Source organism: Sphingopyxis sp. 10G20-10 (assembly GCF_057365075.1).
Window position 1 is genome coordinate 2,149,717 of sequence record NZ_CP195117.1, and the last position, 26,492, is coordinate 2,176,208.

General features: G+C 58.2%; 26 protein-coding genes and 1 tRNA gene. 15 read left to right on the plus strand and 12 right to left on the minus strand.

Features of this window, described 5'->3' with window-relative positions; genetic code table 11:
* From ACR3XE_RS10495 to ACR3XE_RS10515, 5 genes are all read left to right on the plus strand, one after another.
* Nucleotides 1-1,497, plus strand: a complete 1,497-nt coding sequence (locus tag ACR3XE_RS10495) for a type II and III secretion system protein family protein (protein WP_473700227.1) — start codon at nucleotides 1-3, stop codon at nucleotides 1,495-1,497.
* Nucleotides 1,498-1,520: 23 nt separating this feature from the next.
* Nucleotides 1,521-2,165: a CpaD family pilus assembly protein gene (locus ACR3XE_RS10500; RefSeq protein WP_473700226.1), complete on the plus strand. Its 645-nt coding sequence runs from the start codon at nucleotides 1,521-1,523 to the stop codon at nucleotides 2,163-2,165.
* The gene (locus ACR3XE_RS10505; RefSeq protein ID WP_473700225.1) at nucleotides 2,162-3,442 is read left to right on the plus strand and encodes a CpaE/TadZ family protein; all 1,281 of its coding nucleotides are present in this window, start codon (nucleotides 2,162-2,164) and stop codon (nucleotides 3,440-3,442) included. The genes ACR3XE_RS10500 and ACR3XE_RS10505 overlap by 4 nt, the downstream gene beginning before the upstream one ends.
* A gap of 64 nt (nucleotides 3,443-3,506) precedes the next feature.
* Complete coding sequence (locus ACR3XE_RS10510) at nucleotides 3,507-4,478, plus strand: type II secretion system F family protein (protein WP_473700224.1); 972 nt, start codon at nucleotides 3,507-3,509, stop codon at nucleotides 4,476-4,478.
* A 13-nt stretch (nucleotides 4,479-4,491) separates the two neighbouring features.
* Nucleotides 4,492-5,529: a type II secretion system F family protein gene (locus ACR3XE_RS10515; protein ID WP_473700223.1), complete on the plus strand. Its 1,038-nt coding sequence runs from the start codon at nucleotides 4,492-4,494 to the stop codon at nucleotides 5,527-5,529.
* 62 nt (nucleotides 5,530-5,591) lie between these two features.
* On the opposite strand, the gene ACR3XE_RS10520 is transcribed toward ACR3XE_RS10515, so the two are convergent.
* Together ACR3XE_RS10520 and ACR3XE_RS10525 are read right to left on the minus strand one after the other, a co-directional pair.
* Complete coding sequence (locus tag ACR3XE_RS10520) at nucleotides 5,592-6,593, minus strand: fumarylacetoacetate hydrolase family protein (protein ID WP_473700222.1); 1,002 nt, start codon at nucleotides 6,591-6,593, stop codon at nucleotides 5,592-5,594.
* A gap of 59 nt (nucleotides 6,594-6,652) precedes the next feature.
* Nucleotides 6,653-7,069, minus strand: a complete 417-nt coding sequence (locus ACR3XE_RS10525; protein ID WP_473700221.1) for a hypothetical protein — start codon at nucleotides 7,067-7,069, stop codon at nucleotides 6,653-6,655.
* Nucleotides 7,070-7,234: 165 nt separating this feature from the next.
* Between ACR3XE_RS10525 and ACR3XE_RS10530 the strand changes: the two genes are divergently transcribed.
* From ACR3XE_RS10530 to ACR3XE_RS10555, 6 genes are all read left to right on the plus strand, one after another.
* Nucleotides 7,235-8,485, plus strand: coding sequence for an ATP-binding protein (locus ACR3XE_RS10530; RefSeq protein WP_473700220.1), 1,251 nt, complete (start codon nucleotides 7,235-7,237; stop codon nucleotides 8,483-8,485).
* A 168-nt stretch (nucleotides 8,486-8,653) separates the two neighbouring features.
* Entirely contained in the window at nucleotides 8,654-8,860 is a 207-nt protein-coding gene (locus tag ACR3XE_RS10535) for a cold-shock protein (RefSeq protein WP_473700219.1), read from the plus strand.
* Between the two features lie 5 nt (nucleotides 8,861-8,865).
* Nucleotides 8,866-9,132 carry a translation initiation factor IF-1 gene (gene infA / locus ACR3XE_RS10540; protein WP_473700218.1) on the plus strand — a complete coding sequence of 89 codons (267 nt, stop codon included), beginning with the start codon at nucleotides 8,866-8,868 and terminating at the stop codon, nucleotides 9,130-9,132.
* 237 nt (nucleotides 9,133-9,369) lie between these two features.
* A complete protein-coding gene (locus ACR3XE_RS10545) occupies nucleotides 9,370-9,639 on the plus strand; it encodes a hypothetical protein (protein ID WP_473700217.1) in 270 nt (89 codons plus the stop codon).
* 51 nt (nucleotides 9,640-9,690) lie between these two features.
* Nucleotides 9,691-10,545 carry a peptidyl-prolyl cis-trans isomerase gene (locus tag ACR3XE_RS10550; protein WP_473700216.1) on the plus strand — a complete coding sequence of 285 codons (855 nt, stop codon included), beginning with the start codon at nucleotides 9,691-9,693 and terminating at the stop codon, nucleotides 10,543-10,545.
* Nucleotides 10,545-11,537 (plus strand): HupE/UreJ family protein, encoded by a 993-nt coding sequence (locus ACR3XE_RS10555; protein WP_473700215.1) that lies wholly within the window; start codon nucleotides 10,545-10,547, stop codon nucleotides 11,535-11,537. The genes ACR3XE_RS10550 and ACR3XE_RS10555 overlap by 1 nt, the downstream gene beginning before the upstream one ends.
* Here ACR3XE_RS10555 and aptA read toward each other — a convergent pair.
* Nucleotides 11,534-12,850, minus strand: coding sequence for an omega-aminotransferase AptA (gene aptA, locus ACR3XE_RS10560; RefSeq protein WP_486185715.1), 1,317 nt, complete (start codon nucleotides 12,848-12,850; stop codon nucleotides 11,534-11,536). The genes ACR3XE_RS10555 and aptA overlap by 4 nt on opposite strands.
* A 159-nt stretch (nucleotides 12,851-13,009) precedes the next feature.
* Here aptA and ACR3XE_RS10565 point away from each other — a divergent pair, with 159 nt between their 5' ends.
* The 3 genes from ACR3XE_RS10565 to ACR3XE_RS10575 are packed head-to-tail and all read left to right on the plus strand — an operon-like array spanning nucleotide 13,010 to nucleotide 17,049.
* Nucleotides 13,010-14,356, plus strand: a complete 1,347-nt coding sequence (locus tag ACR3XE_RS10565) for a glutamine synthetase family protein (protein WP_473700213.1) — start codon at nucleotides 13,010-13,012, stop codon at nucleotides 14,354-14,356.
* A 13-nt stretch (nucleotides 14,357-14,369) separates the two neighbouring features.
* The gene (locus ACR3XE_RS10570; protein ID WP_473700212.1) at nucleotides 14,370-15,629 is read left to right on the plus strand and encodes an NAD(P)/FAD-dependent oxidoreductase; all 1,260 of its coding nucleotides are present in this window, start codon (nucleotides 14,370-14,372) and stop codon (nucleotides 15,627-15,629) included.
* Between the two features lie 13 nt (nucleotides 15,630-15,642).
* The gene (locus ACR3XE_RS10575; RefSeq protein WP_473700211.1) at nucleotides 15,643-17,049 is read left to right on the plus strand and encodes a glutamine synthetase family protein; all 1,407 of its coding nucleotides are present in this window, start codon (nucleotides 15,643-15,645) and stop codon (nucleotides 17,047-17,049) included.
* Between the two features lie 84 nt (nucleotides 17,050-17,133).
* Here ACR3XE_RS10575 and ACR3XE_RS10580 read toward each other — a convergent pair whose 3' ends face one another.
* The 4 genes from ACR3XE_RS10580 to ACR3XE_RS10595 all read right to left on the minus strand — a co-directional run bounded on the left by ACR3XE_RS10580 (nucleotide 17,134) and on the right by ACR3XE_RS10595 (nucleotide 20,480).
* Entirely contained in the window at nucleotides 17,134-18,075 is a 942-nt protein-coding gene (locus ACR3XE_RS10580) for a DUF808 domain-containing protein (protein ID WP_473700210.1), read from the minus strand.
* Between the two features lie 17 nt (nucleotides 18,076-18,092).
* Nucleotides 18,093-19,463, minus strand: coding sequence for an aspartate aminotransferase family protein (locus ACR3XE_RS10585; protein WP_473700209.1), 1,371 nt, complete (start codon nucleotides 19,461-19,463; stop codon nucleotides 18,093-18,095).
* 76 nt (nucleotides 19,464-19,539) lie between these two features.
* The gene (locus ACR3XE_RS10590) at nucleotides 19,540-20,280 is read right to left on the minus strand and encodes a gamma-glutamyl-gamma-aminobutyrate hydrolase family protein (RefSeq protein WP_486185716.1); all 741 of its coding nucleotides are present in this window, start codon (nucleotides 20,278-20,280) and stop codon (nucleotides 19,540-19,542) included.
* A 118-nt stretch (nucleotides 20,281-20,398) separates the two neighbouring features.
* Nucleotides 20,399-20,480, minus strand: a tRNA-Arg gene (locus ACR3XE_RS10595).
* A 112-nt stretch (nucleotides 20,481-20,592) separates the two neighbouring features.
* On the opposite strand from ACR3XE_RS10595, the gene ACR3XE_RS10600 reads away from it, so the two are divergent.
* Complete coding sequence (locus tag ACR3XE_RS10600; RefSeq protein WP_486185717.1) at nucleotides 20,593-21,804, plus strand: tyrosine-type recombinase/integrase; 1,212 nt, start codon at nucleotides 20,593-20,595, stop codon at nucleotides 21,802-21,804.
* Between the two features lie 254 nt (nucleotides 21,805-22,058).
* Here ACR3XE_RS10600 and hpaI read toward each other — a convergent pair whose 3' ends face one another.
* The 5 genes from hpaI to ACR3XE_RS10625 are packed head-to-tail and all read right to left on the minus strand — an operon-like array spanning nucleotide 22,059 to nucleotide 26,412.
* Nucleotides 22,059-22,901 carry a 4-hydroxy-2-oxoheptanedioate aldolase gene (hpaI, locus tag ACR3XE_RS10605; protein WP_486185718.1) on the minus strand — a complete coding sequence of 281 codons (843 nt, stop codon included), beginning with the start codon at nucleotides 22,899-22,901 and terminating at the stop codon, nucleotides 22,059-22,061.
* The gene (locus ACR3XE_RS10610; protein ID WP_473700205.1) at nucleotides 22,898-23,746 is read right to left on the minus strand and encodes an FAA hydrolase family protein; all 849 of its coding nucleotides are present in this window, start codon (nucleotides 23,744-23,746) and stop codon (nucleotides 22,898-22,900) included. The genes hpaI and ACR3XE_RS10610 overlap by 4 nt, the downstream gene beginning before the upstream one ends.
* 4 nt (nucleotides 23,747-23,750) lie before the next feature.
* Complete coding sequence (locus tag ACR3XE_RS10615) at nucleotides 23,751-24,845, minus strand: cupin domain-containing protein (protein ID WP_473700204.1); 1,095 nt, start codon at nucleotides 24,843-24,845, stop codon at nucleotides 23,751-23,753.
* A complete protein-coding gene (locus ACR3XE_RS10620) occupies nucleotides 24,842-25,855 on the minus strand; it encodes an ornithine cyclodeaminase family protein (RefSeq protein WP_473700203.1) in 1,014 nt (337 codons plus the stop codon). The genes ACR3XE_RS10615 and ACR3XE_RS10620 overlap by 4 nt, the downstream gene beginning before the upstream one ends.
* Nucleotides 25,852-26,412 (minus strand): hypothetical protein, encoded by a 561-nt coding sequence (locus ACR3XE_RS10625; RefSeq protein ID WP_473700202.1) that lies wholly within the window; start codon nucleotides 26,410-26,412, stop codon nucleotides 25,852-25,854. The genes ACR3XE_RS10620 and ACR3XE_RS10625 overlap by 4 nt, the downstream gene beginning before the upstream one ends.
* Nucleotides 26,413-26,492: the final 80 nt, after the last annotated feature.

The following is a 26,492-nucleotide window of genomic DNA, read 5'->3' on the forward strand; positions in this document are numbered from 1 at the left end:
ATGAACAGCAAAGCCAATTTCAAAGCAGCGGCGATTGCTCGCACTCTGGCCATCGGCCTGGTAGCTGCAGCCCTGGTCAACGCCCCCGCCCAACAGGCTACGGCGCAGGCCACCCAGAATGCAACGAGCAGCATTGACCTGTCCGTTGGTCGTGGTCGGCTGATCAGCTTGCCAGCACCAATGACCGATGTTTTCGTGGCCAAAAACGATGTGGCGGACGTTCAGGTTCGCTCGTCACGCCAGCTCTATATCTTTGGCAAGTCGCCGGGTGAAACCAGCATCTATGCCACCGATTCCAGCGGCAAGGTCGTCTATTCAACCGTCGCTCGCGTCGGCAACAACATAGAGACCATCGACCAGATGCTGTCGCTCGCAATGCCCGAAGCAAAAATTGCGGCCAACACGATGAACGGCTTTGTCCTGCTCACCGGCACGGTTCAGTCGCCCGACGACGCCGCCGAAGCCGAACAATTGGTGCAGGCCTTTGTTGGCGATGAAACCAAAGTCTTGTCGCGGCTGCGCACAGCAACGCCACTGCAGGTCAATCTGCAGGTCCGTATCGCCGAAGTGAACCGGTCGCTGGTTAAGGAAATCAGTGGCAATGTTGCCACTCGCGATATCGACAATCCGGGCAATGGTTTTCTGGGTAGTGTTTCCAACGGTCGCACGGCTGGCACGATCCAATATGGCGGCGAAGGCTCTCCTCCGCTGCCGGCTGGATCACGCTCCTATACGTTTAACACCCCAAGCGGGATCAGCTCGCTTGGTGCGGCGGGACGGATATTCGGCCTCGACGTCATCGCCTCGCTTGATGCAGGTGAGCGGTCGGGTATGGTTGTCACATTGGCGCAGCCCAATTTGACCGCCATTTCAGGCGAAACCGCCGACTTCCTTGCAGGCGGCGAATTTCCGATCCCGATCCCGGGCAATTTCGCCGGGACGACGATCGAATATCGCAAATATGGTGTCAGCCTGGCTTATACACCAACAGTGTTATCGAACGGCCGCATCAGCTTGCGCGTCCGTCCCGAAGTGTCCGAACTCTCTACAGATGGCGCGATCAACATCCAAGGATTCCAAATTCCGGCGCTAACTGTGCGACGGGCGGAAACGACGGTGGAGCTGGGGTCAGGTGAAAGCTTTATGATCGCCGGTTTGATGAACAATCGTTCGGTTGGCGCAATCGACAAAATTCCGGGCTTGGGCGACATCCCGATCTTGGGCACATTGTTCAAATCGGACAGTTTCCGCCGCGGTGAGACGGAACTGGTGATTGTCGTGACACCTTATCTGGTAAAGCCGGTTTCGGCGAACGACATTGTCCTGCCTACCGATGCCTATCAGAATTCCGACGACCTTTCGCGACTGCTGCTGGGTCAAACCAGCAACGGCGTAACGGGCGGGGATCGACCCAAACCTCGGCTCGACTCATCGGTTGATGAGGCAGACCGGCTACGTGGTGGCGACAATGTATCGCCCGGCTTCAGCATTAAGTGACGCACGATTTCAGGAGCAAAGTGATGAAACAATTCGCAACATTAACGATCCTGGGGCTGGCCACTACCTTGGCTGGCTGTGCCGGAACTGCCAATAGCAATACGAGCCTATATTCGGTGCATCAGCCGGTCGTGCGCAACGACATTCACAGCTTTGATGTGACCATGGCAAATGGCGAACTGCCGCCAAGCGAGCAGGGTCGCCTGCAAGGCTGGTTCGATGCAATCGGCATCCGCTATGGTGATCGGATCGCTGTAGAAGACCCCTCGCTCTATGGTTCGACGGCTGCCGTAGCGACCATAAAATCGATGGTTTCGCGCCGTGGCCTGATGCTCAGCGACGCAGTTCCCGTCACCGCAGGTGCCCTGACAGAGGGCCAATTGCGGGTCACCGTCACCCGGGCTTCGGCCAAGGTGCCCGGTTGTCCCGACTGGTCCAGCAAGTCATCGATCAATATCAAAAATGCGACCTCTGCCAATTATGGCTGTTCTACGAACAGCAATCTTGCAGGCATGGTTGCCGACCCCAATGATCTGATCAAGGGGGCGACCGATCAAAGCAATGACCCGAGAGCGGCGACAAGACCCATAAATACATATCGGGAAAAAGCTCAAACAGGTGCGGGTGAACTTCGTAGTGAATCAACCAGCGGTGGAGGTGGCAAGTGAACGCTCCTTTTAAAGCAGCCGGGTTACGTGAGCCCTTCAACGCCTTTGTTTGCGACGACGACACGCTGGAGCTGATCCGCGGCGTCGCCAACGACATGGGCTGGCCGATCGAAAAATGTAACAAAGGTGGACTGCGCAATGCCGTCCAGTCCTTGTCGGTCTCGGCAAGCCCGAACATCTTGTTCGTCGACATGTCGGAATCGGGTGATCCGATCAACGACATCAACGCGTTGGCCGAAGTCTGCGAACCGGGCACGGTGGTAATTGCTGCCGGTCAGGTCAACGACGTGCGCCTCTATCGCGATTTGTTGACAAGCGGCATTCAGGACTATCTGCTGAAGCCCTTGACGGTCGAACAGGTGCGCGAATCGCTCACTCATGCCCAGGCCATGCTGACCGCACCGAAACATGCGGATATGCAGGAAGACAAGCCGCATCATTTGATGGCTGTTGTCGGTGTCCGTGGCGGTGTTGGTGCCTCGCTGGTGTCAACATCACTCGCATGGGCGATGAGCGAGCAGGCCGATCATCAGACCGCGCTGCTGGATCTCGACGTACATTTTGGGACCGGTGCATTGACCCTCGATCTTGAACCGGGCCGCGGGCTGATCGACGCGATTGACAATCCAAGTCGCATCGACGGCTTGTTCATCGAACGCGCCATGGTGCGTGCATCTGACAAGCTTAGCCTGCTGTCGGCCGAAGCCCCGATCCATCAGCCGGTTCTGACCGACGGGTCGGCCTTTTTCCAACTGGAGGAAGAGCTGCGCAACGCATTTGAAATGACCATAGTCGACATTCCGCGACAGGTTCTGATCCCCTTCCCGCATCTTGTGTCGGAAGCCGGAACAATCCTGCTCGTCACCGATGTGACACTGGCCGCCGCGCGCGACACAATCCGGCTATTGTCCTGGTTCAAACAGAATGTGCCGGGCGCCAATGTTGTTCTGGTTGCCAACAAATTCCAGAACGCAATAGGCGAACTGTCGCGCAAAGAATTTGAATCGTCGATCGAACGCGTCATCGACATCGTCTTGCCTTTTGATCCCAAGCTGGTGAGCCAGGCTGCAAAGCTGGGCAAATCCTATGCCGAAATCTGTAAAGGCAGCAAGGCGGCCCAGGTTTGGAACCAGCTTCTGCAGCTGGTTCTGGACGGCACCGACGGCGAGTCTGATGATGGTCCGCGCACGTCGTCCAAATCCGGCGACAAAAATGGATCGTTGCTCGGCAAACTCGGCGGCCTTGGCGGATTAATGTCAAAGAAAACGGCAAAATAGGGAGGCAGGGCAACCGGCCACCCCGGATCGCCCTTGCCTCCAAAACAGCGGACATGATGCTCTTATGAACATGCCAATTATCCTCATCACTATTATGGTTCTCGTCGCTATTGCCATGTTGCTGGTTGCCTTTGTCGGGCCGTCAGTTTCCAAGGCAAAGTCGCGCCGACTGGCCATGGTCAAGGATCGGCATGCAGCAACGACCGAGGCAGTTGTTGCCGCTCAGATGCGTAAAACCATCGCGGCAGTCGGCGGTCAGGGCATCACCAATATTTCGAGCTTCATGCCGCGCAGGGAGTTGATGGAAAAACGGCTGAAAAGAACAGGAAAATCCTGGAATGTCAGCCAGTTCATGTTCGCCTCTATGGGCTTGTTTGTGGCCGTCACTGCTGCCTTGCTTGTCATCCGCACGCCCTTTGTTCTGGCGGCGATGCTGGGCATTTTTATCGGGCTGGGGCTACCCAATCTGATCGTTTCGCGCCTGGCCAAAAAGCGCGTGCTCAAATTCAACGCACGGTTTCCCGATGCCATTGACCTGTTGGTCCGCGGCCTGAAATCGGGCCTTCCCGTCACTGAAACATTCCAAGTTGTGAGCCAGGAATTGCCCGGCCCAGTAGGCGAGGAATTCAAGGGCGTTGTCGAACGCATCCGCATCGGCAACACGATGGAGGCGGCACTGCAGGAATCTGCAGAAATGCTCGGCACGCCCGAATTTCAGTTCTTCTGCATCACCATCGCAATCCAACGTGAAACCGGCGGCAATCTGGCCGAAACCTTGAATAATTTGTCCGAAGTGCTGCGTAAACGCGCCCAGATGAAGCTCAAGATCAAGGCCATGTCATCCGAAGCCAAGGCATCGGCTTATATCGTGGGTGCCTTGCCCTTCTTTGTCTTTGGCATCGTGTGGATGATGAACCCGGAATATCTAGGCGGTTTCTTCACCGACCCAACTCTGATGATCACCGGAGCAGGCGGGCTCGTCTGGATGAGCATCGGCGCTTTCATCATGTCGCGCATGATCGCGTTTGAAGTCTGAGGAGGGAATACCCATGAATAGCACCCTCCTAATCGGCGCATTTTCGGGCGCAACGCCCGGACCGACCATCGGCGGCATTGATGTCGTCTGGGCTGCAACCGCCATGGCCGCTGTCGGCGTGCTCGCTGTCCTGGCTGTCATTTATGGTGCCCTGACCGTGCGTGACCCGATGGCCAAACGCGTCAAAGCCTTGAACGAGCGCCGCGAACAGTTGAAGGCTGGTATCACCGCCTCCACCGCCAAAAGACGCGCCAAACTGGTTCGGCAAAATCACACCGCCGATCGTATGCGCACCTTCCTGTCAAAGCTGCAGGTTCTGCAAGACGACCAGATCAAGGATGTGCAGCAGAAACTGGCTCAGGCCGGCATCCGTTCCAAGGAACTGGCGGTCGCGGTGATTTTTGGTCGCTTGATCTTGCCGATTGTCTTGGGCGGGGTCGTCGCTTTCCTGATTTATGGCATCGACATGTGGCCCGATCTCACGCCGTTCAAAAGGTCCGGCGCGACGATGGCGGCTCTGCTGCTGGGCTATAAGGCCCCCGATCTTTGGGTTCAGAACCGGCGCACCAAACGAACCGATGCGATTCGCAAGGGCCTTCCAGATGCGCTCGACCTGTTGGTCATTTGCGCCGAGGCCGGCCTGACTGTCGACTCCGCCTTTTCGCGCGTCGCCAAAGAATTGGGACGCGCCTATCCGGAATTAGGCGAGGAATTTGCGCTGACGTCGATCGAACTCGGCTTCCTGACCGAACGTCGTGCCGCATTCGAGAATCTGTCCTATCGCGTCAATCTGGAATCTGTGAAAGGCGTGGTCACGACCATGATCCAGACCGAAAAATACGGCACTCCGCTGGCATCAGCGTTGCGTGTGCTATCCGCCGAATTCCGCAACGAACGTATGATGCGCGCCGAAGAAAAGGCTGCGCGCCTGCCCGCGATCATGACCGTGCCGCTGATCCTGTTCATTCTTCCGGTGTTGTTCATCGTGATTTTGGGACCGGCAGCCTGTTCAATCAAAGACGCGCTCGGGGGCGCACTCGGCGGAAAATAAGCGAACAAATAGCCAAGGGGGGGCCACTCCGGTACCAAAAGCACCGGAGTGGCCTGTTCCTGTCACTCAACCTGCTGTTCAATCGCCCCGAAAATGCAATGATGCTTGGCATCATCCATCCAGATCCGAACCGTATCACCCGACTGCATGAACGGCGTCTTGGGTTCACCGGTCTGGATTGTTTCGATGGTCCGCACTTCGGCCAGGCAGCTATAGCCTAGCCCGCCTTCTTCAATCGGTTTACCCGGCCCACCATCGGCATCGCGATTGGAAACGGTGCCCGATCCGATGATCGTCCCCGCCCCCAATTTACGCGTCTTGGCCGCATGGGCGACCAAGGTCCCGAAATCAAAGGTCATATCTTCCCCGGCATCGGCGCGGCCCAAGGGCTTGCCATTCAGATCGACGCATAGGGTGCCATGCAATTTGCCATCGCGCCACTGATCGCCCAGTTCGTCAGGGGTCACAAAGACTGGTGACATCGCGCTCGATGGCTTGGATTGAAAAAATCCGAAACCCTTTGCCAGCTCTGCTGGAATCAGCCCGCGCAGCGACACGTCATTGGTCAGCCCGATCAGCAATATATGGTCGCGCGCGGCCACCGCATCGATGCCGGAGGGCACATCGCCCGTCACCACCACCACTTCGGCTTCCATATCGCATCCCCACGCCGGATCGCCGAGCGGTATCGAGTCGCGGGGGCCCAGAAAGGCATCACTGCCGCCCTGATACATCAACGGGTCATGCCAGAAGCTGTCGGGCATTTCGGCACCGCGCGCTTGCCGCACCAAGGCGACATGGTTCACATAGGCGCTGCCATCAGCCCATTGATAAGCGCGCGGTAAAGGCGATGCGGCATCGCGCTCGTGAAACCGCTCTTTGGGAACCGCATCATGGTTGAGATCTTCAGATAAAATCGCAAGACGAGGCGCGGCATAGGCCCAATTATCCAGGGCCGCTTGCAGAGTCGGCGCGACTTGAGTCGCATCAACATACCAAGCCAGATCATTGGACACGACAACCAACCGTCCGTCACGGCCATTCTTCAAAGACGCTAATTTCACTTTTAATCCCTTCGCCCTGCGATGCGGCCCATCCCGTCATCGCCCGAAGGCAGGGATGTTCAGCGCGGCATCGTTATGGATGCGAAACAGGTAAAGCCGCTCTGCCCTGCCTGCAAGCGCCGGATATATTGTAAATAGGCTTGCGACTGCTCATAGCTCGTTCCCGGCAGCGTTTGACCATAGAAGGCGCGCCTGACTTCTTCGCCAGTAAAGGGGCGCGGAGCCCCCGGAAAAGCACCGCGCGTTCCTGCCGGAACCAGCTTACCCGTAGCGTCGATATATTCGCTGGCCCGCACCGGATCGGGCACCGGAATTTGACAGTTCATCACCGACGCAGCCGTCTGGGCAAAGGCGGGACGGATCGTCAGCGCCGCCGACACACCAACTGCGCCGAGCATCAGCATCTTGCGGCGGGTGGGAATTTCGCCGGATGCCGCGTCATTTTCGGGCACGGGTGTGGGTAATTTATCGTCCATCACAATCGCATAAACCAAATGAGTAGCACGCAAAAGCAAAAGACTACACTGGCCACAGCCAATCCCGCTTTGGGACAAATCGGCTAAAGACGTTAATCCCCAACCACTTGCGCCGTCCATGGAACAGGCTTGCGCCACGCCGCCGCTTTGTGCGAGGCGCAGTCCATGCTTGACCGGCTTTCGACCCTGATTATTGCGCTGACCACCCTTGCGATCGGCATCGTGGTGGCATCGATGACGAGCAGCGAAGCAGGGTCGATTGCCATATTGGCCGCCGCCGCCCTTGCAGCTTGTTTCCTGATGTTTACGGCGTCGGCTCCGGGCAGCACGATAGGAGGTCAAGCACCCGCGCCGCTGACGCTCCCACCTGCCCCGACGGCATCGCTGCTTCTCCATCCCGATTTTTCGCGTTTGGCCGATCAGGAGCAGGAACCGGTGCTAGGAACAGCCGACAATATTGTGACGATTGCCAATGACGCAGCCATCGCCCTGCTCGGGCAACATATCATCGGCGCCGATGTCCGCACCGCGATCCGCCATCCGGTCGCCATCGACCAGCTTTCACAAGAAGACAGCAAAATGGCGATGGAGCCGGTCAATCTGATCGACTTCCCGCGATCGGGCCAGCGCTGGACCATGCGGATTTCTGCGCTTTCCGGGCGACAAAAGATCATTTTCCTGTCAGATAGGTCAGAGATAGACGCGGTCGACCGGATGCGGTCCGACTTTGTCGCCAATGCCAGCCACGAGTTGCGGACACCACTCGCAGCCATCCTCGGCTATGTCGAACCCTTACGCGACATGGTGGGTGAAAACACTGATCCGAAAACCCAGTCACGCTTTCTTGAAACCATCGAACGTGAAGCGCGACGGATGCAGCAGTTGGTAAGCGATCTTTTGTCTGTATCACGCGTCGAGACCGACCGGTTCCGTCGCCCCACCACCCCTACCGACCTGTCCGCCATTGTGGAACAAACTATCGCCCAATTGCGCGACACTGACCAAATTCGGGGCAAGGATATTGTGCTAAAAATGACGGGCGGACCGCATCAGATTTTGGGCGATCCCGCCCAATTGGCCCAGCTCACGCACAATATCATCACCAACGCGATGAAATATGGAAAGACGGGAACCCCCGTCACCGTCCGTCTCACTCCCCGCGACGGCCGCGTCGAACTGGTGGTCAGCGATGTCGGCGACGGCATCGCTGCCGATCATCTGCCACGCCTGACCGAAAGATTTTATCGTGTCGATGCGGCGCGCAGCCGCTCTGTTGGTGGAACTGGGCTTGGTCTGGCAATCGTCAAACACATTAGCGAACGGCATCAGGGGCAGCTCGATATTGCCAGCGAAGTTGGGCGCGGAACGACGGTTTCGGTGAGTTTTCCGCGGCTTTCAGACCCGCCATCCCCCTAGCGATTCGGGGCTTCCCCTTGACATTTTCGGCTTTTGCGCCCATCTCTACCGAGCTAACGTCGCCTACGACGGAAATTTTTGCCTTTCGGCCGGACTTCCTTCCTCACGCTACCTGGCGCCGCAGGCATGTGTCTGTGGCAACTCCGATTCCGTGAAAGGAACGACCCCATGCCCATCGGCACCGTAAAATTTTTCAATTCTGACAAAGGCTATGGCTTCATCGCCAACGAGGATGGTTCGGGCGACAATTTCGTCCACATCACCGCAGTAGAACGCAGCGGCATGGCCACGCTGAACAAGGACCAGCGCGTAGAATATGAGCTGGAAACCGACAATCGTGGCAAGACGGCTGCTGTCAATCTGTCAGCCGCTTAACAGATATGGCCAAAGAGGAATTACTGACCCTCGACGGCCTGATCGACGAAATTCTCCCGGACGGTCGCTTTGGCGTCGTCTTGGAGAATGATCATCGGATCATCGCCTATACCGCCGGTCGTATGCGTCGTTTTCGCATTCGTTCGGTCGTGGGCGATGCCGTGAAAGTCGAAATGACCCCCTATGACCTGACCAAAGGTCGCATCGTCTATCGCGAACGCACGCCTGGCGCGGGCGGCGGTGGGCCAAGGGGCGGCGGCAAACGCCGTTAACACCCAATAAAACCATAAAAATAGAAATAATTACGAGATATAATGACATTACAACTGAATGAATTTCACAAACAAGTTTTCGGACATTTTTCCCCAAGCAATGGGACGCCTGTCGCAAAGAAAGCGGCACGACGGTCCCCCAATTTGTCCCGCCGCGAGTTGAGGCGCCTGATCGCCGACATGGTCGACTAACCTAGCCTCGCCTCCCCCGTCCATTTCACCAACAGGAGTTTTGCCATGTCAGCCACCAGCGATTTTTATCTGACCCAAGCAGATAAATGCGCCGCCGATGCCGCCGCCAGTCCGCTGGTTCAGGTGCGTGAGCGCAATCAGCGTGCCGAGCTGGCATGGCGCGCCATGGCCGAACGGCTGATCCTGTCGGAGGCCAGTCGCGCCAAGCAAGCTGCGGCTGCCGCAGCGGCTCAAGCGCAAAAGGCCTCCGATGAAGCAGCGCTCGCTGAAGAAGCAGCGCACACCGAAGAAGCCGAGCCGGCAACAGCCGAATAAGTCCTTACGGCGGTGCTTGAAACCGCCGCCGTACCGGACTAGCGCGGTGGCATGACATCGCCCACGCATCGCATCCGCGGCTGGATGAAGGCCGCTCTGCGCGAACCGCTCACCCACTTCCTGATTGCCGGATTAGCCTTATTCCTGTTTTTCGGGTGGCGCGGCAATGCCGTCGACCCGGCGAGCCGCACCATCACAATCGATGAGGCGAAGGTCAGCCTGTTGGCTGCGCAATGGAACCAAACCTGGCACCGTCCGCCAACGCCGCAAGAAATCGACAGCTTGATCCGCGATTATATCAAGGAAGAAATCTATACCCGGGAGGCGATACGACTGGGTCTGGACCGCGATGATATCGTCATCCGCCGCCGCTTGAGCAACAAGATGGAATTTCTGGCCCGCGCGGCGATAGAAAACGCCAATCCGACCGATGCGACCCTGCAAAAATGGCTCGATGACCACCGCAAGGACTATGCGATTGGCGCACAAATCAGTTTCGACCAGATATATTTGGGTGAAGCCGACCAAGCGGCCATCGCCTCACGCGCCAAATCGGTACGCAACCAGCTGAAAGCGGGGGCAGATTGGCAAAAGCTGGGTGAGCGGATTTCGCTGCCCAAGTCGATGGAAAAGGCCGATGCTGGCGCGATTGCCAAAATATTCGGTGATGGTTTTGCCAAAACGCTCATGACCATGCCCAACGGCGAGTGGTCAGGCCCGTTCGACTCCGGCTTTGGCGCGCATCTGGTCCGGATACTCAATCGTGTGGAAGGCAAGCCTGCCCAGCTGTCCGACGTGCAGCAACAGGTCGAAAACGACTGGCGCGCGGCCACCGAAAAACAACGCGAAGATCGCGCCTATCAGGCGTTGCTCGATGCTTACACGATCCGGATTGCAAAGCCGTGATGCACAAGATCCGGTTGGCTTTGGCGCTGATGCTGGGGCTGTTTCTGCTCCCCGCCACCGCCCATGCTGATGAGCTTCGTCCCGGCTATCTGGAGTTTACCCAGGCTGGCCCGACGACATGGCACCTCATCTGGAAAGCGCCGATGCGCGGCGGCATCACCCCCGATACCCAGCCGATCCTTCCCGCTGGCTGCAAGCTGGCCGCGCCCTATGCCCGCTCGCGCGACGGCGCGTCGGTGATGGCCACAGCCGATGTCGATTGTAACGGCACGGTCGCGGGCAAGACGCTCGGACTGACTGCAATGATTACGGCGCAAACTGATGTGCTGGTGCGTATCGCGCCGAGCGGACGGCCCGTCCAGACCTTTCGTCTGACCGCTGACCATCCCACCATCACTATCCTCGCCAAAGTCGGCGCTTGGCAGGTCGCGCGCACCTATTTCGTCATCGGGATCGAACATATATTATTTGGTTACGACCATCTGTTGTTTGTCGTCTCTCTGGTGCTATTGCTCGGGCGGTTCTGGACCATTGCCAAAGCCGCTACGGCGTTCACGGTCGCGCACAGCATCACCCTCATCGGAACCACGCTGGGCCTGCTCGGCCTGCCGCAAGCACCAGTCGAGGCGTTGATCGCCCTGTCGATCATGTTTCTGGCAGTGGAGATCATCAAACAGCGATCCGACAAACCACGCCTTAGCGAGCGCTTGCCATGGGTGGTGGCGTTCATCTTTGGCCTGCTGCACGGTTTCGGTTTTGCAGGAGCGCTCAAAGAGATCGGCTTGCCCGAAAGCGACGTGCCGACCGCCCTCTTGACCTTCAATCTGGGGGTCGAGGCGGGCCAGTTGGTCATCGTCGTCGCGACCTTGCTCGTCATCACGCTGATCCGGCGACTCACCCCCGCGCTTTTGCGGCCTGCGACGGTGGCGACCACCTATGGCATCGGCGCGATTGCCAGCATGTGGCTGTTCGAGCGGGTGCTGCTCAACTAATCAATCGTGTGGATCAGGTCGTCCAGCTTGCCAAACATCTCGTCAATCTGCGCCTTCTCAACGATCAGTGGCGGTGACAGAGCGATGATGTCACCGGTGGAACGCACCAGCAACCCGGCGTCAAAGCAGGCATGGAACAGCTCGGTCGCGCGCTTTCCTGCTGCACCCGCGCGCGGTTCCAATTCGATACCGGCGACAAGGCCAATGGTTCGAATGTCAATAACATGCCGCCGCCCTTTCAGGCTGTACGCAGCCTCTTCCCAATAGGTCGCCAGCCCCGCCGCGCGTTCAAACAGGCCGTCACGCGCATAAAGGTCGAGCGTTGCGAGTCCCGCCGCACTGGCTAGCGGGTGGCCAGAATAGGTATAGCCATGGAACAGCTCGATCCCGCCTTCGACATTGTTGATCACCGCATCGTGCAGCTCGCGTCGCACCGCGACCGCGCCCATCGGGACCGACGCGTTGGTCAGCCCCTTGGCCATGGTGATGATGTCGGGCGTTACGCCCCACGCCCCCGCCGCTGTCGCGCCGCCGACGCGGCCGAACGCGGTAATGACTTCGTCAAATATCAGGATGATTCCGTGGCGATCGCATATATCGCGCAGCCGCTGCAAATAACCGACGGGCGGGATGAGGACGCCGGTCGAGCCAGCCATTGGTTCGACGATGACGGCCGCGATAGTGTCGGCACCGTGCAGGGCAACCAGCCGCTCCAGTTCGTCCGCCAGATGCGCCCCCCATTTCGGAAAGCCCTTTGAAAAGGCGTTATGTTCCAAATTGTGGGTGTGTTGCAGATGGTCAGCGCCCGGCAATCCTCCACCGAACGTGCGGCGATTGGTAACGATCCCGCCTACACTGATCCCGCCAAAGCCCACACCATGATAGCCGCGCTCGCGTCCGATCAACCGGGTACGTGTCCCCTGCCCCTTCGCGCGTTGCGTCGCGATGGCAATTTTCAGTGCCGTATCAACCGATTCGGAGCCACTATTGGTAAAGAATATGCGGTCCAGCCCCTCGGGCATAAGGTCGGCGACACGGCTCGCCAGTTCAAACGGCAGCGGGTGCCCCAACTGAAATGTCGGCGCAAAGTCGAGCTCGGATGCAGTACGGCTGATCGCTGCGGCGATTTCTGGGCGGCAATGACCGGCGTTGCAGCACCAAAGCCCTGCCGTCCCGTCAAGAATCTCGCCGCCATTGCTGTCGCGGTAATACATGCCGCTCGCCCCGACGATCTGACGGGGGTTCGCTTTGTACGCGCGGTTGGCCGTAAAGGGCATCCAGAACGCCGCGAGCGGATCATTTTCGCCCTTCATATCCACATCTCCGTTTCAATTTCCCGATCAGATAGGCAGTCGGCGCTATCGATGACAATGGCCAATTTGCCAGATCATTGCCCCACTGGCGCAATACGGCGCTTCGCCGTAGGAAGGGACAAACAAGATGGGCTGGCTTTCCAGTTCGATAGAGGGTGCATGTCAATCAATCTGGACCAATGGATTACCGAAAACGGCATCGACGAGGTCGAATGCATCGTTCCCGACATCAATGGCGTTCAGCGCGGCAAGGTGTTGCCCGCCAAGAAATTCCTGACATCGGTGAACGATAAATCGCTGCGAATTCCTGGCAGTGTCTTCATCTGCACAATCGACGGCCATTATCCCGAGGATATCGACGATATCTGGGACAAAGACCCCGACAAAATCCTGATCGCCGACACCGAGACCATTTGCCTTGCCCCTGGATTCAAATCGCCGACCGCCTTTGTCATCGCCGACGCCTATAATGGCGACGGCAGCGCAGTAGAGGTGGCACCGCGATCCATCCTCAAGAAAGTCCTATCGCTTTATGCCGACAAGGGCTGGACCCCGATCATCGCGCCGGAAGTCGAATTCTATCTTGTGTCGCCCAATGTCGACCCCGATTTCCCGCTGACCCCGCCCGTCGGCCAGTCGGGCCGCAGCGAGGCGGCGAGCCAGCCCTATGGGTTGGAGGCGATGAACGAATATGAAGATATCATCGACCATATCTATGACGATTGCGAGTTGATGGGGCTCGATATCGACACGATGATCCACGAAATGGGTGCCGCGCAACTGGAGGTCAATTTCATCCACGGCGACCCGCTGAAACTTGCCGACTCAGTTTTCCTGTTCAAGCGCGTGGTGCGCAGCGTGGCCAAAAAGCACGGCGTCTTTGCGACCTTCATGGCCAATCCGATGGCAGGCCAACCGGGCAGCGCCATGCACATCCATCAGTCGGTGGTTGACGCCGAAACCGGCCGCAACCTGTTTTCGACCCAGAATGGCCGCGACAGCGCGATGTTCCGCAGCTTTATTGCCGGACTGGTGCGCTATATGCCGCAGATCGCGCCGATGTGGGCGCCCAATGTCAACAGCTTCCGCCGGATGCGCCCCGACAGTTCGGCCCCGATCAATGTCCAGTGGGGCGCGGATAACCGCTCGTGCGGATTTCGCGTGCCCATCGCCGACAAAGCCAATCGCCGCGTCGAAAACCGTCTGCCAGGCGCGGACAGCAATCCCTATTTGGCAATCAGCGCCTCGCTGATTTGCGGCTATATCGGCATGGTCGATCGGATGGTCCCCAAAAAAGCCATCGATGGCAGCGCCTATAATCGCGCCCGCACCCTGCCCCGCACGCTCGAGGCGGCGCTCGATCGTTTCAGTTCGTGCAAGAAAGTCCGCAACTTGCTCGGCGATGATTTCTTTGAAATCTTCTATGCTGTGAAGGATTATGAGCTGTTCAATTATCAGTCGGTGGTGTCGAGTTGGGAGCGCGAACATTTGTTGACGCGCGTTTGATCGGCGGAGGCGCATGACCGACCCGCTGGCGAACAGCTATTATGCGGCGTCGGCGATCCCATGGACGCCGAAAAGCGCGCCCGAGGGCCAGCATCAGTGCGATGTCGCGGTGATCGGAGGCGGCTATACCGGTCTGTCCGCCGCGATTGCCTGTGCCGAACGCGGATTTTCGGTCATATTGGTCGAGGCCAAACATGTCGGGTTTGGCGCGTCGGGGCGCAATGGCGGGCAACTCATCCCCGGCCTGCGTTGGTCAATGTCCGAATTGGAACGCGCCTTTGGTCTGGAGCGCGCGCAGGCGCTGTTCGATCTGTGCTGGCGCGACAACCCTGTGCAGCGACGTATCGCGCAACATGGCATCGCATGTGATCTGAAGGCGGGCCATCTGGAGGCTGCCTGGTCGCCAGCCGATTTCGACGATTTGCGGCGCGAGGCCGAATTTCTCGACACCCACTATGGCTATGACACAAACGTCATCGCCAAGGCCGATCTCGCCGCGCATATCGGCAGCGGCATCTATCATGGCGGCATCCACGACCCGCAAGGCGGTCATTTCCATCCGCTCAACTATGCCATTGGACTTGCCAAGGCGGCGCAAGCCGCTGGGGTGCAAATCTGGGAAGGCGCGCGCGCAACGCTATCCGCCGACACCATGACGCTGCATATGGGCAAGGGTGCCGTGAAGGCCCGCTATATCATCAACGCTACTGACAGTTGGATGGACGACATCGACCGCAATCGTGGTCGCTACACGGTTACGATCATGAATTATAATGTCGCCACTGCGCCGCTGCCCGATGCTGACTCCCTCTTGCCCAGCGACGCTGCGGTCGCCGACAGCCGCTTCGTCCTCAACTATTTCCGCCTGTCCGCCGACAAGCGCCTTATATTTGGCGGCGGTGAGCGCTATTCGCAGACGCCGCCCACCGACATTGCTGGCTTCGTTCGCCCCTATATCGAGCAGGTTTTTCCGCAACTGGCTGGCGTTACCATCGACTATGGCTGGGGCGGTGCGGTGGCGGTGACGATGAACCGGCTGCCGCATATCGGGCGCGACGGGAATATTTTCTACGCGCACGGATTTTCGGGCCATGGCGCCATGACGACAACATTGGCAGGCGAGGTGATTGCCGAAGCCTTGTCCGGTACCGCCGAACGGCTCGACGTTCTCGCCAGCCTGCCCTCGCGCCCCTTCCCCGCCGGCCGCTTGCTGCGCCGCCCCCTCGCTACGCTGGGGCTGCTCTGGTATGCGCTGCGCGACCGTTTGGGTTGAGGAGTTTTTTCGCATGGCCAAAGCATCGGCACAAATAGCGCCGCGATCCGAAGCCGAAGCCTTTTTTGCGGCCAATCCCGACGTCGATTCGATCGAAATGATCTACACCGATATGGGCGGCGTCCCGCGCGGCAAGCGGTTGCGAGCGCATGAGGTGCTGGCGGTCTATGAATCGGGGCGCATGTTCCCCGGATCAATCACCGTCGTCGACATCACCGGTCAGGATACCATCGAAACCGGCCTTGTCTGGGAAGATGGCGATGCTGACCGGTCGATGAAACCCATCCCCGGAACGCTGGTGCGCACGCCGTGGGGCGGCGATCATGCCGCACAGTTCCTCGTGAGCTTTTACGAACTCGACGGCACCCCTCACGACCTTGATTCGCGCCATGTACTCGGCGGCATTCTCGACCGTTTTGCCGCCGACGGGTTGACCCCTGTGCTCGCCATCGAATTGGAATTTTACCTCGTCGATCCACGCCGCGCGCGCGATGGGTCGATCCGTCCCGCCCGCCCCGGTTATAATCGCAACCTATCGGACAATATCGAAGTCTATGGCCTGCGCGAGCTGGAAGACTTCCGCCCTTTCTTCGACGCGCTGTACGCCGCCACCGATGCCCAGGATTTGCCACTGGAATCGGCGATTTCCGAATTCGCCCCCGGCCAGTTTGAACTGACCCTGCGCCACAAGCCCGACGCGCTGCGCGCCTGCGATGATGCCATCATGTACAAACGCCTCGTCAAGGCGGTGGCTCAGCAGCACGGACTGGAAGCGACCTTCATGGCCAAACCCTTTGCCGATCAGGCGGGCAGCGGGATGCACATCCATGTGTCGATGAACGACGACAAGGGCGCGAATATTTTCGCCAGCGACGCGCCCGAAGGAACGCCCGCGCTGGGCCATGCGATTGGCGGCATGATCGGCAGTATCGGCGATGCTTTCGCGATCTTTGCCCCCCACGCCAACAGCTATCGCCGGTTCAAAGCGAACAGCTATGCTCCCGTCGCGCCGACCTGGGGCGTCAACAACCGCACCGTTTCCTTTCGCATACCGGCGGGGCAGCCCGCCAGCCGCCATGTCGAGCATCGCGCCTGCGGGGCCGACGCCAACCCTTACCTCGCCGCTGCCGCAGTGCTGGCAGCGATGCACGACGGGATCATCAGCAAGCGCGATCCGGGCGAAGCCGTCGTCGGCAATGGCTATGACCGCGACGCATCGGGCGACGATGCTTTTAAGAAATTTTGGCCACCATCAAACTGGTTCGCCGCGGTCGACCGATTCCATGACTCTGCATTGATGCGCGACTATCTGGGTGCCCGTTTTGTCGACATGTTCACCATCGTCAAACGCGTCGAGCAAGACCGCTATTTCAGCCATGTCCCGACCATTGATTATGACTGGTATCTGCGCAACGCATAATGCGCCGTGCCTAGTGCTGAACCATATTCCGTTCGTGTCGAGCGAAGTCGAGACACGAACGGTTCAGAGGGATCGCGAGGTGCTCTAATGCGCCGCCGCTTGCCGCTTCGGCAACAAGGCCATAGCCGCCACAACCACGCCGCCAATAATCAGGCCAAACACCCCCGCGCCGGCCGCAGAGATCAGCCACTCCCACAGTCCCGCCGCCGGCCAGCCACCGACGAGCCCGTGCGCGAGATTCTCCAGCCCATGTCCCAAGTTTCCGATATGGAATTCGTCGAGCCCGTGCAGGATGATCTGCCCACCAACCCACAGCATGGCCGCTGTCCCGACCAGCGCCAGCGCCGCGAGCAGTTTTGGCATCACCTTCACCAACCCGCGACCAATGGCGCGGCCAGCCCGCGCGCCGCCCTTCGACATATGAAGTCCGATGTCGTCCATCTTCACGATCAGCCCGACGACGCCATAAACGGCAATCGTAATGGCCACTGCAACCAACGCCAGCGTTGCGGCGCGCAGGCCCAGCGGCTGATCCATAACCTCGAACAAGGCAATCACCATGATCTCGGCCGAAAGAATGAAGTCGGTGCGAACGGCCCCTGCGACCATCGCCTCTTCGTGATTCTTGTCGGCCACGACCGCCACTTCCGCTGCAAGGTCATGGTCACTGGTGCTCAGCGAATGCCAGACCTTTTCTGCGCCTTCGTAACAAAGATAGGTACCACCGAGCATCAGGATCGGCGTAATTGCCCACGACGCGATGGCCGACAGCAACAGCGCCACAGGCAGAATGAACATAAGTTTGTTACGCAGCGATCCTTTGGTGATGCGCCAGATAACGGGCAATTCGCGGTCGGGGGTAAAACCGGTCAGATAGCGCGGCGTCACAGCCGTATCATCAACCACGACGCCCGCCGCCTTGACCCCGGCCTTGGACGCCGCAGCCCCAATATCATCAAGGCTGGCCGCCGCCACTTTGGCAATCGTGGCGACATCGTCGAGCAAGGCAAATAGGCCGGATGGCATGGCTCTTTATCCTGCTACTACGCGCAAAGTTGGGGCGTGATGGCATCGAGCGACGTGCGTATGATCGCAACCATCTCATCAATCTGCTCGGTGGTGATGACCAGCGGCGGGCACATGACGATGCTGTCGCGGATCGCGCGGACCATCAGGCCGTTGGCGATGCACGCCTCGCGCGCCAATGGTCCTGCCGTCCCTTCGGCCCCGCCAAATCGCGCGCGGGTTTGCTTGTCGGCGACAATTTCGACCGCGCCCAACAGGCCAATGGACCGGGTTTCGCCAACCAATGGATGATCGTTCAGCGTCGCGAGTGCCTTGGCCAAATACGGCCCTGTGATCTTACCCGTTCGCTCGATCAGTCCTTCAGTCTCGATAATCTCGATATTCTTGAGCGCGACCGCCGCCGACACCGGATGCCCCGAATAGGTATAGCCATGGATGAAGTCGCCGCCGGTCTTGAGCACCTCGACAACCGCCGCCGACACCGCCGTTGCCGAAATCGGCAAATATCCCGACGATAAACCCTTAGCCATTGCGATAATATCGGGGGTGAAGCCCAGCGTCTCATGTCCCCACATCTGGCCGGTACGACCGAATCCGCAAATCACCTCGTCGGCGACCAGCAGCAGGCCATATTTGCGGGCAATTGCTTCGACCTTTTGCCAATAGCCCTTGGGCGGAATGATGACCCCGCCCGCACCCTGCACCGGCTCGCCAATAAAGGCCGCGACACTTTCGGGACCGACTTCCAGGATTTTGTCCTCGATCGCCTGCGCACAAGCAGAGGAGAACTCTTCCTCGCTCATCCCCGCGCCTTCGCCATAGGCATAGGGCTGACGGACATGCTCGACGCCGGGGATCGGCAGATCGCCCTGCGCGTGCATCGCCTTCATCCCGCCCAGCGATACGCCCGCGACGGTCGACCCATGATAGGCGTTCCAGCGACTGATAAAGACGGTGCGCTTGGGTTCGCCCTTCAGCTTCCAATAATGGCGCACCATGCGAAAGACCGTGTCATTGGCCTCGCTGCCCGATGTGTTGAAAAAGACATGCGGCAGCCGGTTGTTAGTCAGGCTGGCGATCTTGGCCGCCAGCGTCACCGTCGGCGGCGTCGCGGTTTTGAAAAAGCTGTTATAAAAAGGCAGCTCGCGCATCTGTGTTGCGGCGACCTCGACCAGTTCTTCGCGGCCATAACCGACATTGACGCACCACAGACCTGCCATGCCGTCCAATATGCGGTTTCCATTGCCGTCGGTGATCGTACAGCCCTCGGCATGGGTGATGATGCGACTGCCGCCCATCGCTTCGATTTCGGCCCAGTCGGCCTGTGCCGGCAAATGATGCGCGACGTCGAGGCGGCGCAGCTCGGCGATGTCATGGTTGCGGGGCATGGGATTCTTTCAAATTCCCCTCCTGCAGGCGGGAGGAGTTAGGGGTCGGGGTCAGCAAAGCGAGCGATACGCCGGTTTACAGAGCCCCTCTTAACGCCTTTCCCAGCAGGCGGAAATAAATCTGGCTGTCGGCGTTGTCATCTGTCCCCCATTCGGGGTGCCACTGCACCGCGAGCAAAGGCGCACCATTGGGCCGCGCGCTATACGCCTCGACCAATCCATCGGGCGCACGCGCTTCGACGGTCAGTGCTTCGGCAAGAGCGCCGACGCCCTGAAAATGAACCGAATTCACCTCTAAGGCCGGACGCGCATAGGCGGTCTGGAGCAAGCCTCCCTCGACCAGATCGACGGCATGGCGATGGTCGAACATCGCATCGAACGAGCCACCATCGGGCGCATGATGTGCCAGCGACGCTGTGCTGGCGCTTGTGTCGCGTCGCAACGTCCCGCCCAGTGCGACATTAATCTCCTGAAACCCCCGGCAAATCCCGAACAAGGGTCGCTGCGCCGCAATGACCGAATCAACGAGGTCGAGCATCATCCGGTCGCGGGCTGGGTCAAAAGGCCCCTCGCCTGCGTCAGCATCGCCATAACGCGATGGTTCGACATTCGATGGCGTGCCGGTCAGCAGCACCCCGTCGAGCCGGTCCACGACCTCGCTTGCGCGCATCAGGTCGGGCAGCGACGGAATGATCAGCACCGCGCAATCAGCATGGCGCATCGCCGCCGTCGCATAGCGGTTGATGACCACCTGCGCGACCTCGGTGCCAATGCTGCGATTGCAGGCGATGATGCCAAGAACGGGGCGTGCGGACATGGGGGATGGCTCTCCAACTGAAAGGACGCCCTTTGCTGCCGACTTTGCCCCGCCGACGCCAGCAAAATCGCCGCCGCGCGGCGCTGAGCGCCACGGTCAGGATCATCAAATGGGGAAATGGTGCACCCGGAGCGATTCGAACGCCCGGCCCCCAGATTCGTAGTCTGGTCAGAGGTGTTTTCGGCCTTACTCTGTTTTGCGCTATAGTACCTATTTTCCATGACTTGCCTATCGTAGCTTATGCCAAATATAACCGGCAATAGCCGATGAATTCCGTTGCGGTGATTGCTATGTGATTGCTATAAGACCCCAATGGCGACGAGAAAAATCACGAAAAGATCGGTTGATGCGCTTCAAGCGGGTTCACGTGACGATTTTTTGTGGGACACCAATTGCAAGGGCTTCGGAGTGAAAATCACTCCTTCGGGAAAGCGTGTTTATCTTCTGCAATATCGGCTCGGAGGTCGTGGCAGTCCGACCAAGCGCTATACTATTGGACGCCATGGATCCCCCTGGACGCCGGCGAGTGCAGAGCAAGAAGCCCGTCGATTGCTTATGCAAGTCGCGCAAGGCATGGATCCGTCAGAGCAAAGACGAAAAAGACAGCGGGAGCTTACAGATCTGTCCTTCAATTCCGTCGCCGACCGTTTTGAGGCCATAGAGATACCGAAACGTTGGTCTAGGTCAGCCGATTTTGTAAAAACGACGCTCAGGCTGCATCTTCGACCAAAACTGGGCAAACGCCCCCTTCCCTCGCTAACCGGCCAGGAGATAATCGCCCTCATCGACGATCTTGAGGGTGGTCCAGCCCTTAAGCGCAACACCTATGCTGTGCTGCTTCGCGTACTTCGCTGGGCGAAGGGTCGTGGCGACATTGTTAGCAATCCCCTCGACGGATATGAGGCGCCACCCATGGTCGCCAGTCGCGATCGCGTATTGAACGATAGCGAACTCAAACTTGTTTGGACGGCAAGTGAAGGACTGGGCCCGATATATGGTGCGTTGGTTCGCCTGTTTATTCTGACGGGGCAGCGACGCGATGAAGTCGCTGCGCTCGACTGGCGCGAACTCGATCGCGAATGTGCCGAATGGATTTTGCCAGGCGAACGGTCGAAGAATAAGCGAGAACATCTTATTCCGCTGTCTTTTCAAATAATATCAGAGCTGGATAGGCTTGCTGGTGGTAAGAAATGGCCCCGCAAGGGCTATGTTTTGACAACCGATGGCGGCAATTCACGCGTTTCCGGTTTTTCCAAAGCAAAGAAGATGTTGGACGCCGAAGTTTTGGACATCGTTGAAGATGATGCACCGTCTGTCGCACCATGGCGGTACCATGATTTGCGGCGCACGGTAGCAACAGGCATGCAGCGGCTCCGCGTTCCTGGCGATTGGATCGAGGCGGTACAGAATCGAAGAAAGGGCGGCGTGGCGGCAGTTTATCAACGCTATGAATTTGCTGCCGAGAAACGAGAGGCTTTGGCAGAATGGGGTGCCCACGTCGCAGTTACAACGGCTTCTGCCTAGAACTCTCTCCTCCATTTTTGCCCACTTAGATACGTTCTGAAGTCGCAGTATCCGGCAATGCAACATACGACCTATAGCGAAATGCGATGTTCAAGAGGAAGCCACGCAGTTATCGGCTTGCAAACATTCCGCCTGAGAGACAAATCGGCAGCGGAGCTTAGCTTTAAGATGACGCTGCATCTGATCGCAGGCTATTCCACTGAAACAACGGATATCAACGTCGCGAACCAACATCCAATGGAGCCTAGAACCGGTCAGTAGACATTTTTTTCCACTGATGTCGCGGAGCCCGGCTGTGGTTTGAATGTCGCAGCCAGCGCCTCAGCGCCGCGTGCCAGAAGACTTATATCGGTGCCAACGGCGACGAAAGTCGCTCCGAGTTCGAGATAATGATGTGCAAGCTTGTTATCCGCCATCAGAATTCCAGCCGCCTGCCCCGCCGCAAGGATTGCTGCGATACCCTTTTCGATCGCCACTTGTACATCCTCATGGCCAGGATTGCCAAGATGACCGAGCGCTGCTGCAAGGTCAGACGGGCCAAGAAATACACCATCGACACCTGGCACCCTTGCGATCTCCTCTAAGGCCGCAAGGCCCGCTACAGACTCGATTTGTAAAAGCAGGCAAATTTCGTTTTCCGCTTGCTGCAAGTAGGATGGACTACGGTTCCAGCGGCTGGCGCGTCCGATAGCTGAACCGACGCCGCGAATGCCATGTGGCGGATAGCGGGTCGCACGCACTAACGCAGCGGCTTGATCTGCGCTTTCCACCATGGGGACCAATAAAGTTCGCGCGCCGAGGTCGAGCAACTGTTTGATAATGACAGAGTCACCGATTTGTGGACGGACCACAGCTTCTGCCGGATAAGCGGCCATCGCTTGCAACTGGCTCAAAATCAGCGGGATGTCATTCGGAGCATGCTCCGCATCGATCAACAGCCAGTCGAATCCGGCACCAGCGCAGATTTCGGCCGAGTATGGCGATGCTAGGGCTTGCCAAAAGCCGATCTGACGATGGCCCGCCGCAAGAGCTTCTTTAAATCTGTTCACGCCGAGGCTTGCCGACAACGCCACTTTGGAGGCGGGGGTCCTGTTCATGCGGTAAACTCGCATGCAACCCGGCCAAAGGCCCCGAAATCTCCAACAATCTGGCTGCCGGGCGGCGCTTCGATCGGCCTGATGAATGAACCGGAGAGAATGATCTGCCCCTCCTCAATCTTGCCGCCATAGGCAGCGAGGCGATTGGCAAGCCATGAAACTGACACCAAAGGATCGTCAAGTACCCCTGCCCCTAGCCCGGTCTCTTCCACCTCACCATTTCTCGAAACGATCGCACCTATCCACCGAAGATCGCGAGTCCTGAAATCGCGGACAGGATCACCAAGTACGATACCGCCGTTGGCAGCATTGTCGGCAATTGTGTCAAAGACGCGGCGCAACTGTCCGGTACGCGGATCCTTTCTTGTTACACGACAATCAAGGATTTCGAGTGCTGGTGCGATATAGTCCGTCGCATCGAGGATCGCATCGGTCGAGTGCCCGCTACCGACTAGCGATTTCTTCATCACAAAGGCGATTTCGGCTTCAATACGGGGCTGAATGAAACGGCTGGGAGGAATGCGACTCCCATTTTCAAACTTCATGCTTTCGAACAAAACCCCAGAGTCGGGGATGTCGATCGACAAGGCCGATTGCATGGCTTTGGATGTCAGTCCGATTTTCCAACCGATAATATTATCCCCGCGACGCTGTTTTAGCCGAACCCACTCGCTCTGAACGGCATAGGCGTCATCCAGCGTCATATGACGATGATCTTCACTCAACAGTGGAATCTGGACGCCATCGCGTTCGGCATGATCCAGAGCGAGCGCCGTCGCCGTCACGACATCATCAGCGAGGGTGACGCCGCGCGCCAATTCTGCATCCTTTGCGGGGACAACCATGGCGTCAGCTTCCCGCGGCGGACCGATTGGTTGCAAAGCCCTCTTCCGCACCGAGTAACGCGGGCGGCTCCTTCAGGTTTTCCTGCCAGAGAAGCGATTCCATCGCTATATTGAGCGGTTGATCCTGGATTGTAAGCTCATAGACGGGTTCGTCATATGACGCATGGTTGTGCACAGCCCATCCGGGAGCCGAAAGCATGAGGTCGCCTGCTTCCCACTCATATGTCTTGCCTTCAACAGTCGATCTGCCAGAACCCGAGAAATAATAGTTCACCGCCGCGGACGAATGACGGTGAGGACGGTCGACGATCTTGGGCGGTCGCAGGGTCATTGTCGCAAAAAAGTTCGGCGTCGTGCCGTTTGTACGGCCCGTCATCGGATTATAGAGCAGATAAAGTCGGCGACCGACATAATCCTTGCCGAGGGCTTCGAGCTTGTCGAGATGCTCCTTCACCTGTTCCCAAGGCCAGTATAGCGCTGGACTTTGCACCGAAGGCGGGTTGATGAGCCGCTCATAAGGCATCATCCACGCCCCTTCATCGTTCAGCGCAAAGGTTCCGAACGGGTTGGTTTTGCTGCCGTCACTCTGATTCTCTGTCGGTGCTTCGTCGACCACGCGCAAAAGCGGCTGCGGACTTTCTTCGACAACATGAATATTCATCATATCAAGCAGCGCGCCATTGGAATAGGTCAGCCGGACATAAAGGTCATCGCCTGTGTTCCGGTGGCGGTAAATGCGCATCGAAGGCGTATTCCAAACATCATGAAGACCAGTAGGGCGCCTCACGCTGCCAATTTCGCTTTCGCCTACTCCGCGAATGACGAAGTTCACTTGTGCGGAATTCTGACGAAATGTTGTGGTTTCTTCGCCCGGCAGAAGGACATCGAGCGCAACTTCAATGCCGGGTGCGAGACCGCGCGATTTTTTGTTCATGGGATGAACGAAATAGGAGCGGCGACGACCATTGACGGGACGTGGCATGGCCGCAAGACGCTCGATCTCGCGATCAATTTCGGCCTTGGGAATTACGATCGGATCCCAAGGTGTTTCACGGTTCGGCAGCGAGCCGCTACCATCGACAAATATACTGTCACTCATAGCGCGATTCCTTGTGGCTGGTTATGGATGAGTCGGGGTGAAACGCGTGTTGGACGTTCGATGGGCCGACCAAGGCCTTGTGCCCGAGCAGCGTTCAAAATGGTACGGCCTAGCGAAAGGTCGGAAATGCCCATTCCCATTGCTTTGAACAACGAAAGGTCGGCGTTAGGCGCTCGATGGCTTTGCGCGGCCACTAGTGCGCTAAGCGGCTGGACCGATTCCCATGCTTTGTCGTCTGCGCCATAGGCGTCCATGAATTCGCGCGAAAGCTTGCGGGTCTGCGCAACATTGTCCGCCGCGACGGCGTCAGCGCGGTTAAGCAGTTGCGGCTCGAATTCAGCTCGTTCCGGCGTAATCGCGCCAACTGCATTAACATGAACACCGCGCGGTAGCATCGATGAGAATAGGAAGGCCTTGGTTGCACGCGTTGCCAGCGTGACAACTTCAGCGCCGTCGAGCGCCTCTTCGAGCGACGAGGCTGCGATGGATTCCACTCCCAGCGCTTCTTCAGATTTCACTGCAAGTTGTTCACGCTTGGACGCGGTGGGGCTCCACACAGCGATCCGGTCCAGCGAGCGAACGGCTGCTACCGCAGCAATTTGCGTGATGCTTTGCTTGCCCGAACCAATCATCGCCATCCGGCGCGCCTCCGGTTTCGCCATCAGGTCTGTAGCCAGTCCGCTCATCCCGCCTGTCCGCATCTGGCCCAGCGCGAATGCCTCGATCACAGCAAGAATTGAGCCGTTATTGCTGTCGATCATCACGAGCAGCGGCATGGCCCCTCCGTCCGTATGGGCCCAGGTCTTTGTTCCGGCCACGCCTGCGCCTTCAAAGATGGCACCGATGGCATGCAATGTTGAATGGCCCGCCCACATGACATGGGTTTTGACCATGTTGAAGGCGTTGCCTGCTGCTTCTTCGCGAAGCCCCTCGCGCAATGACTCTATCGCCTGAGGCAGCGACATGAGGGACACAACTTCGCGCTCGGTAATCCATAAAGCGTCAGTCATGCCCGATCCCCATTCGAAAAAATGGACGGTACCGGGGGCGCGAGTTCCAGCGTGTTCACGATGAGAGCATGTGTAAAATACCGACCTATGAGAAACAGGATCGCAAGGGCCTGGTCAGAACCGATCTGGTCGACAAGTCCTGCAAACTCAGGGGCCATTGCCATTCCCTGGCCATCGATTGCCGAGATGATGAATCTTTGAACCGTCCGTTCGGCTTCGGTCAGTTCGCTACATTTCTCGGGCTGCAGCCGTTCGACCGCCGCTACCCATTCGAAACCCAGTCCCAACTTTGTCGAAAGGCGCTCATGTTGATGACGTTCATAATCATTTCCCGTCATCACAGCGATGGTGAGCGCGCCAATCTCAGTCAGGCGGTCGGGCAACGCCTTTTTGAGCGCCTCGGTCATTTGCATGAAGGGAACCAGTATCTCGGGTTGGTGTCCCGTGCACCGGAAAAACTCTCCCAGATAGCCCAGCCGTTCAACCCGTGCGCCAAGGACAGCCTGCGCTGCTGGTGCGAGCTCGTCAAATTCCAATCGACGGATCTGATCCGGCATTGATGTCTCCTTGCTTTCGGAACCAGCATTGCCTGATCGTTCCTTATAGTGGAAATATATTGTTTTCTAATTTGTGATAG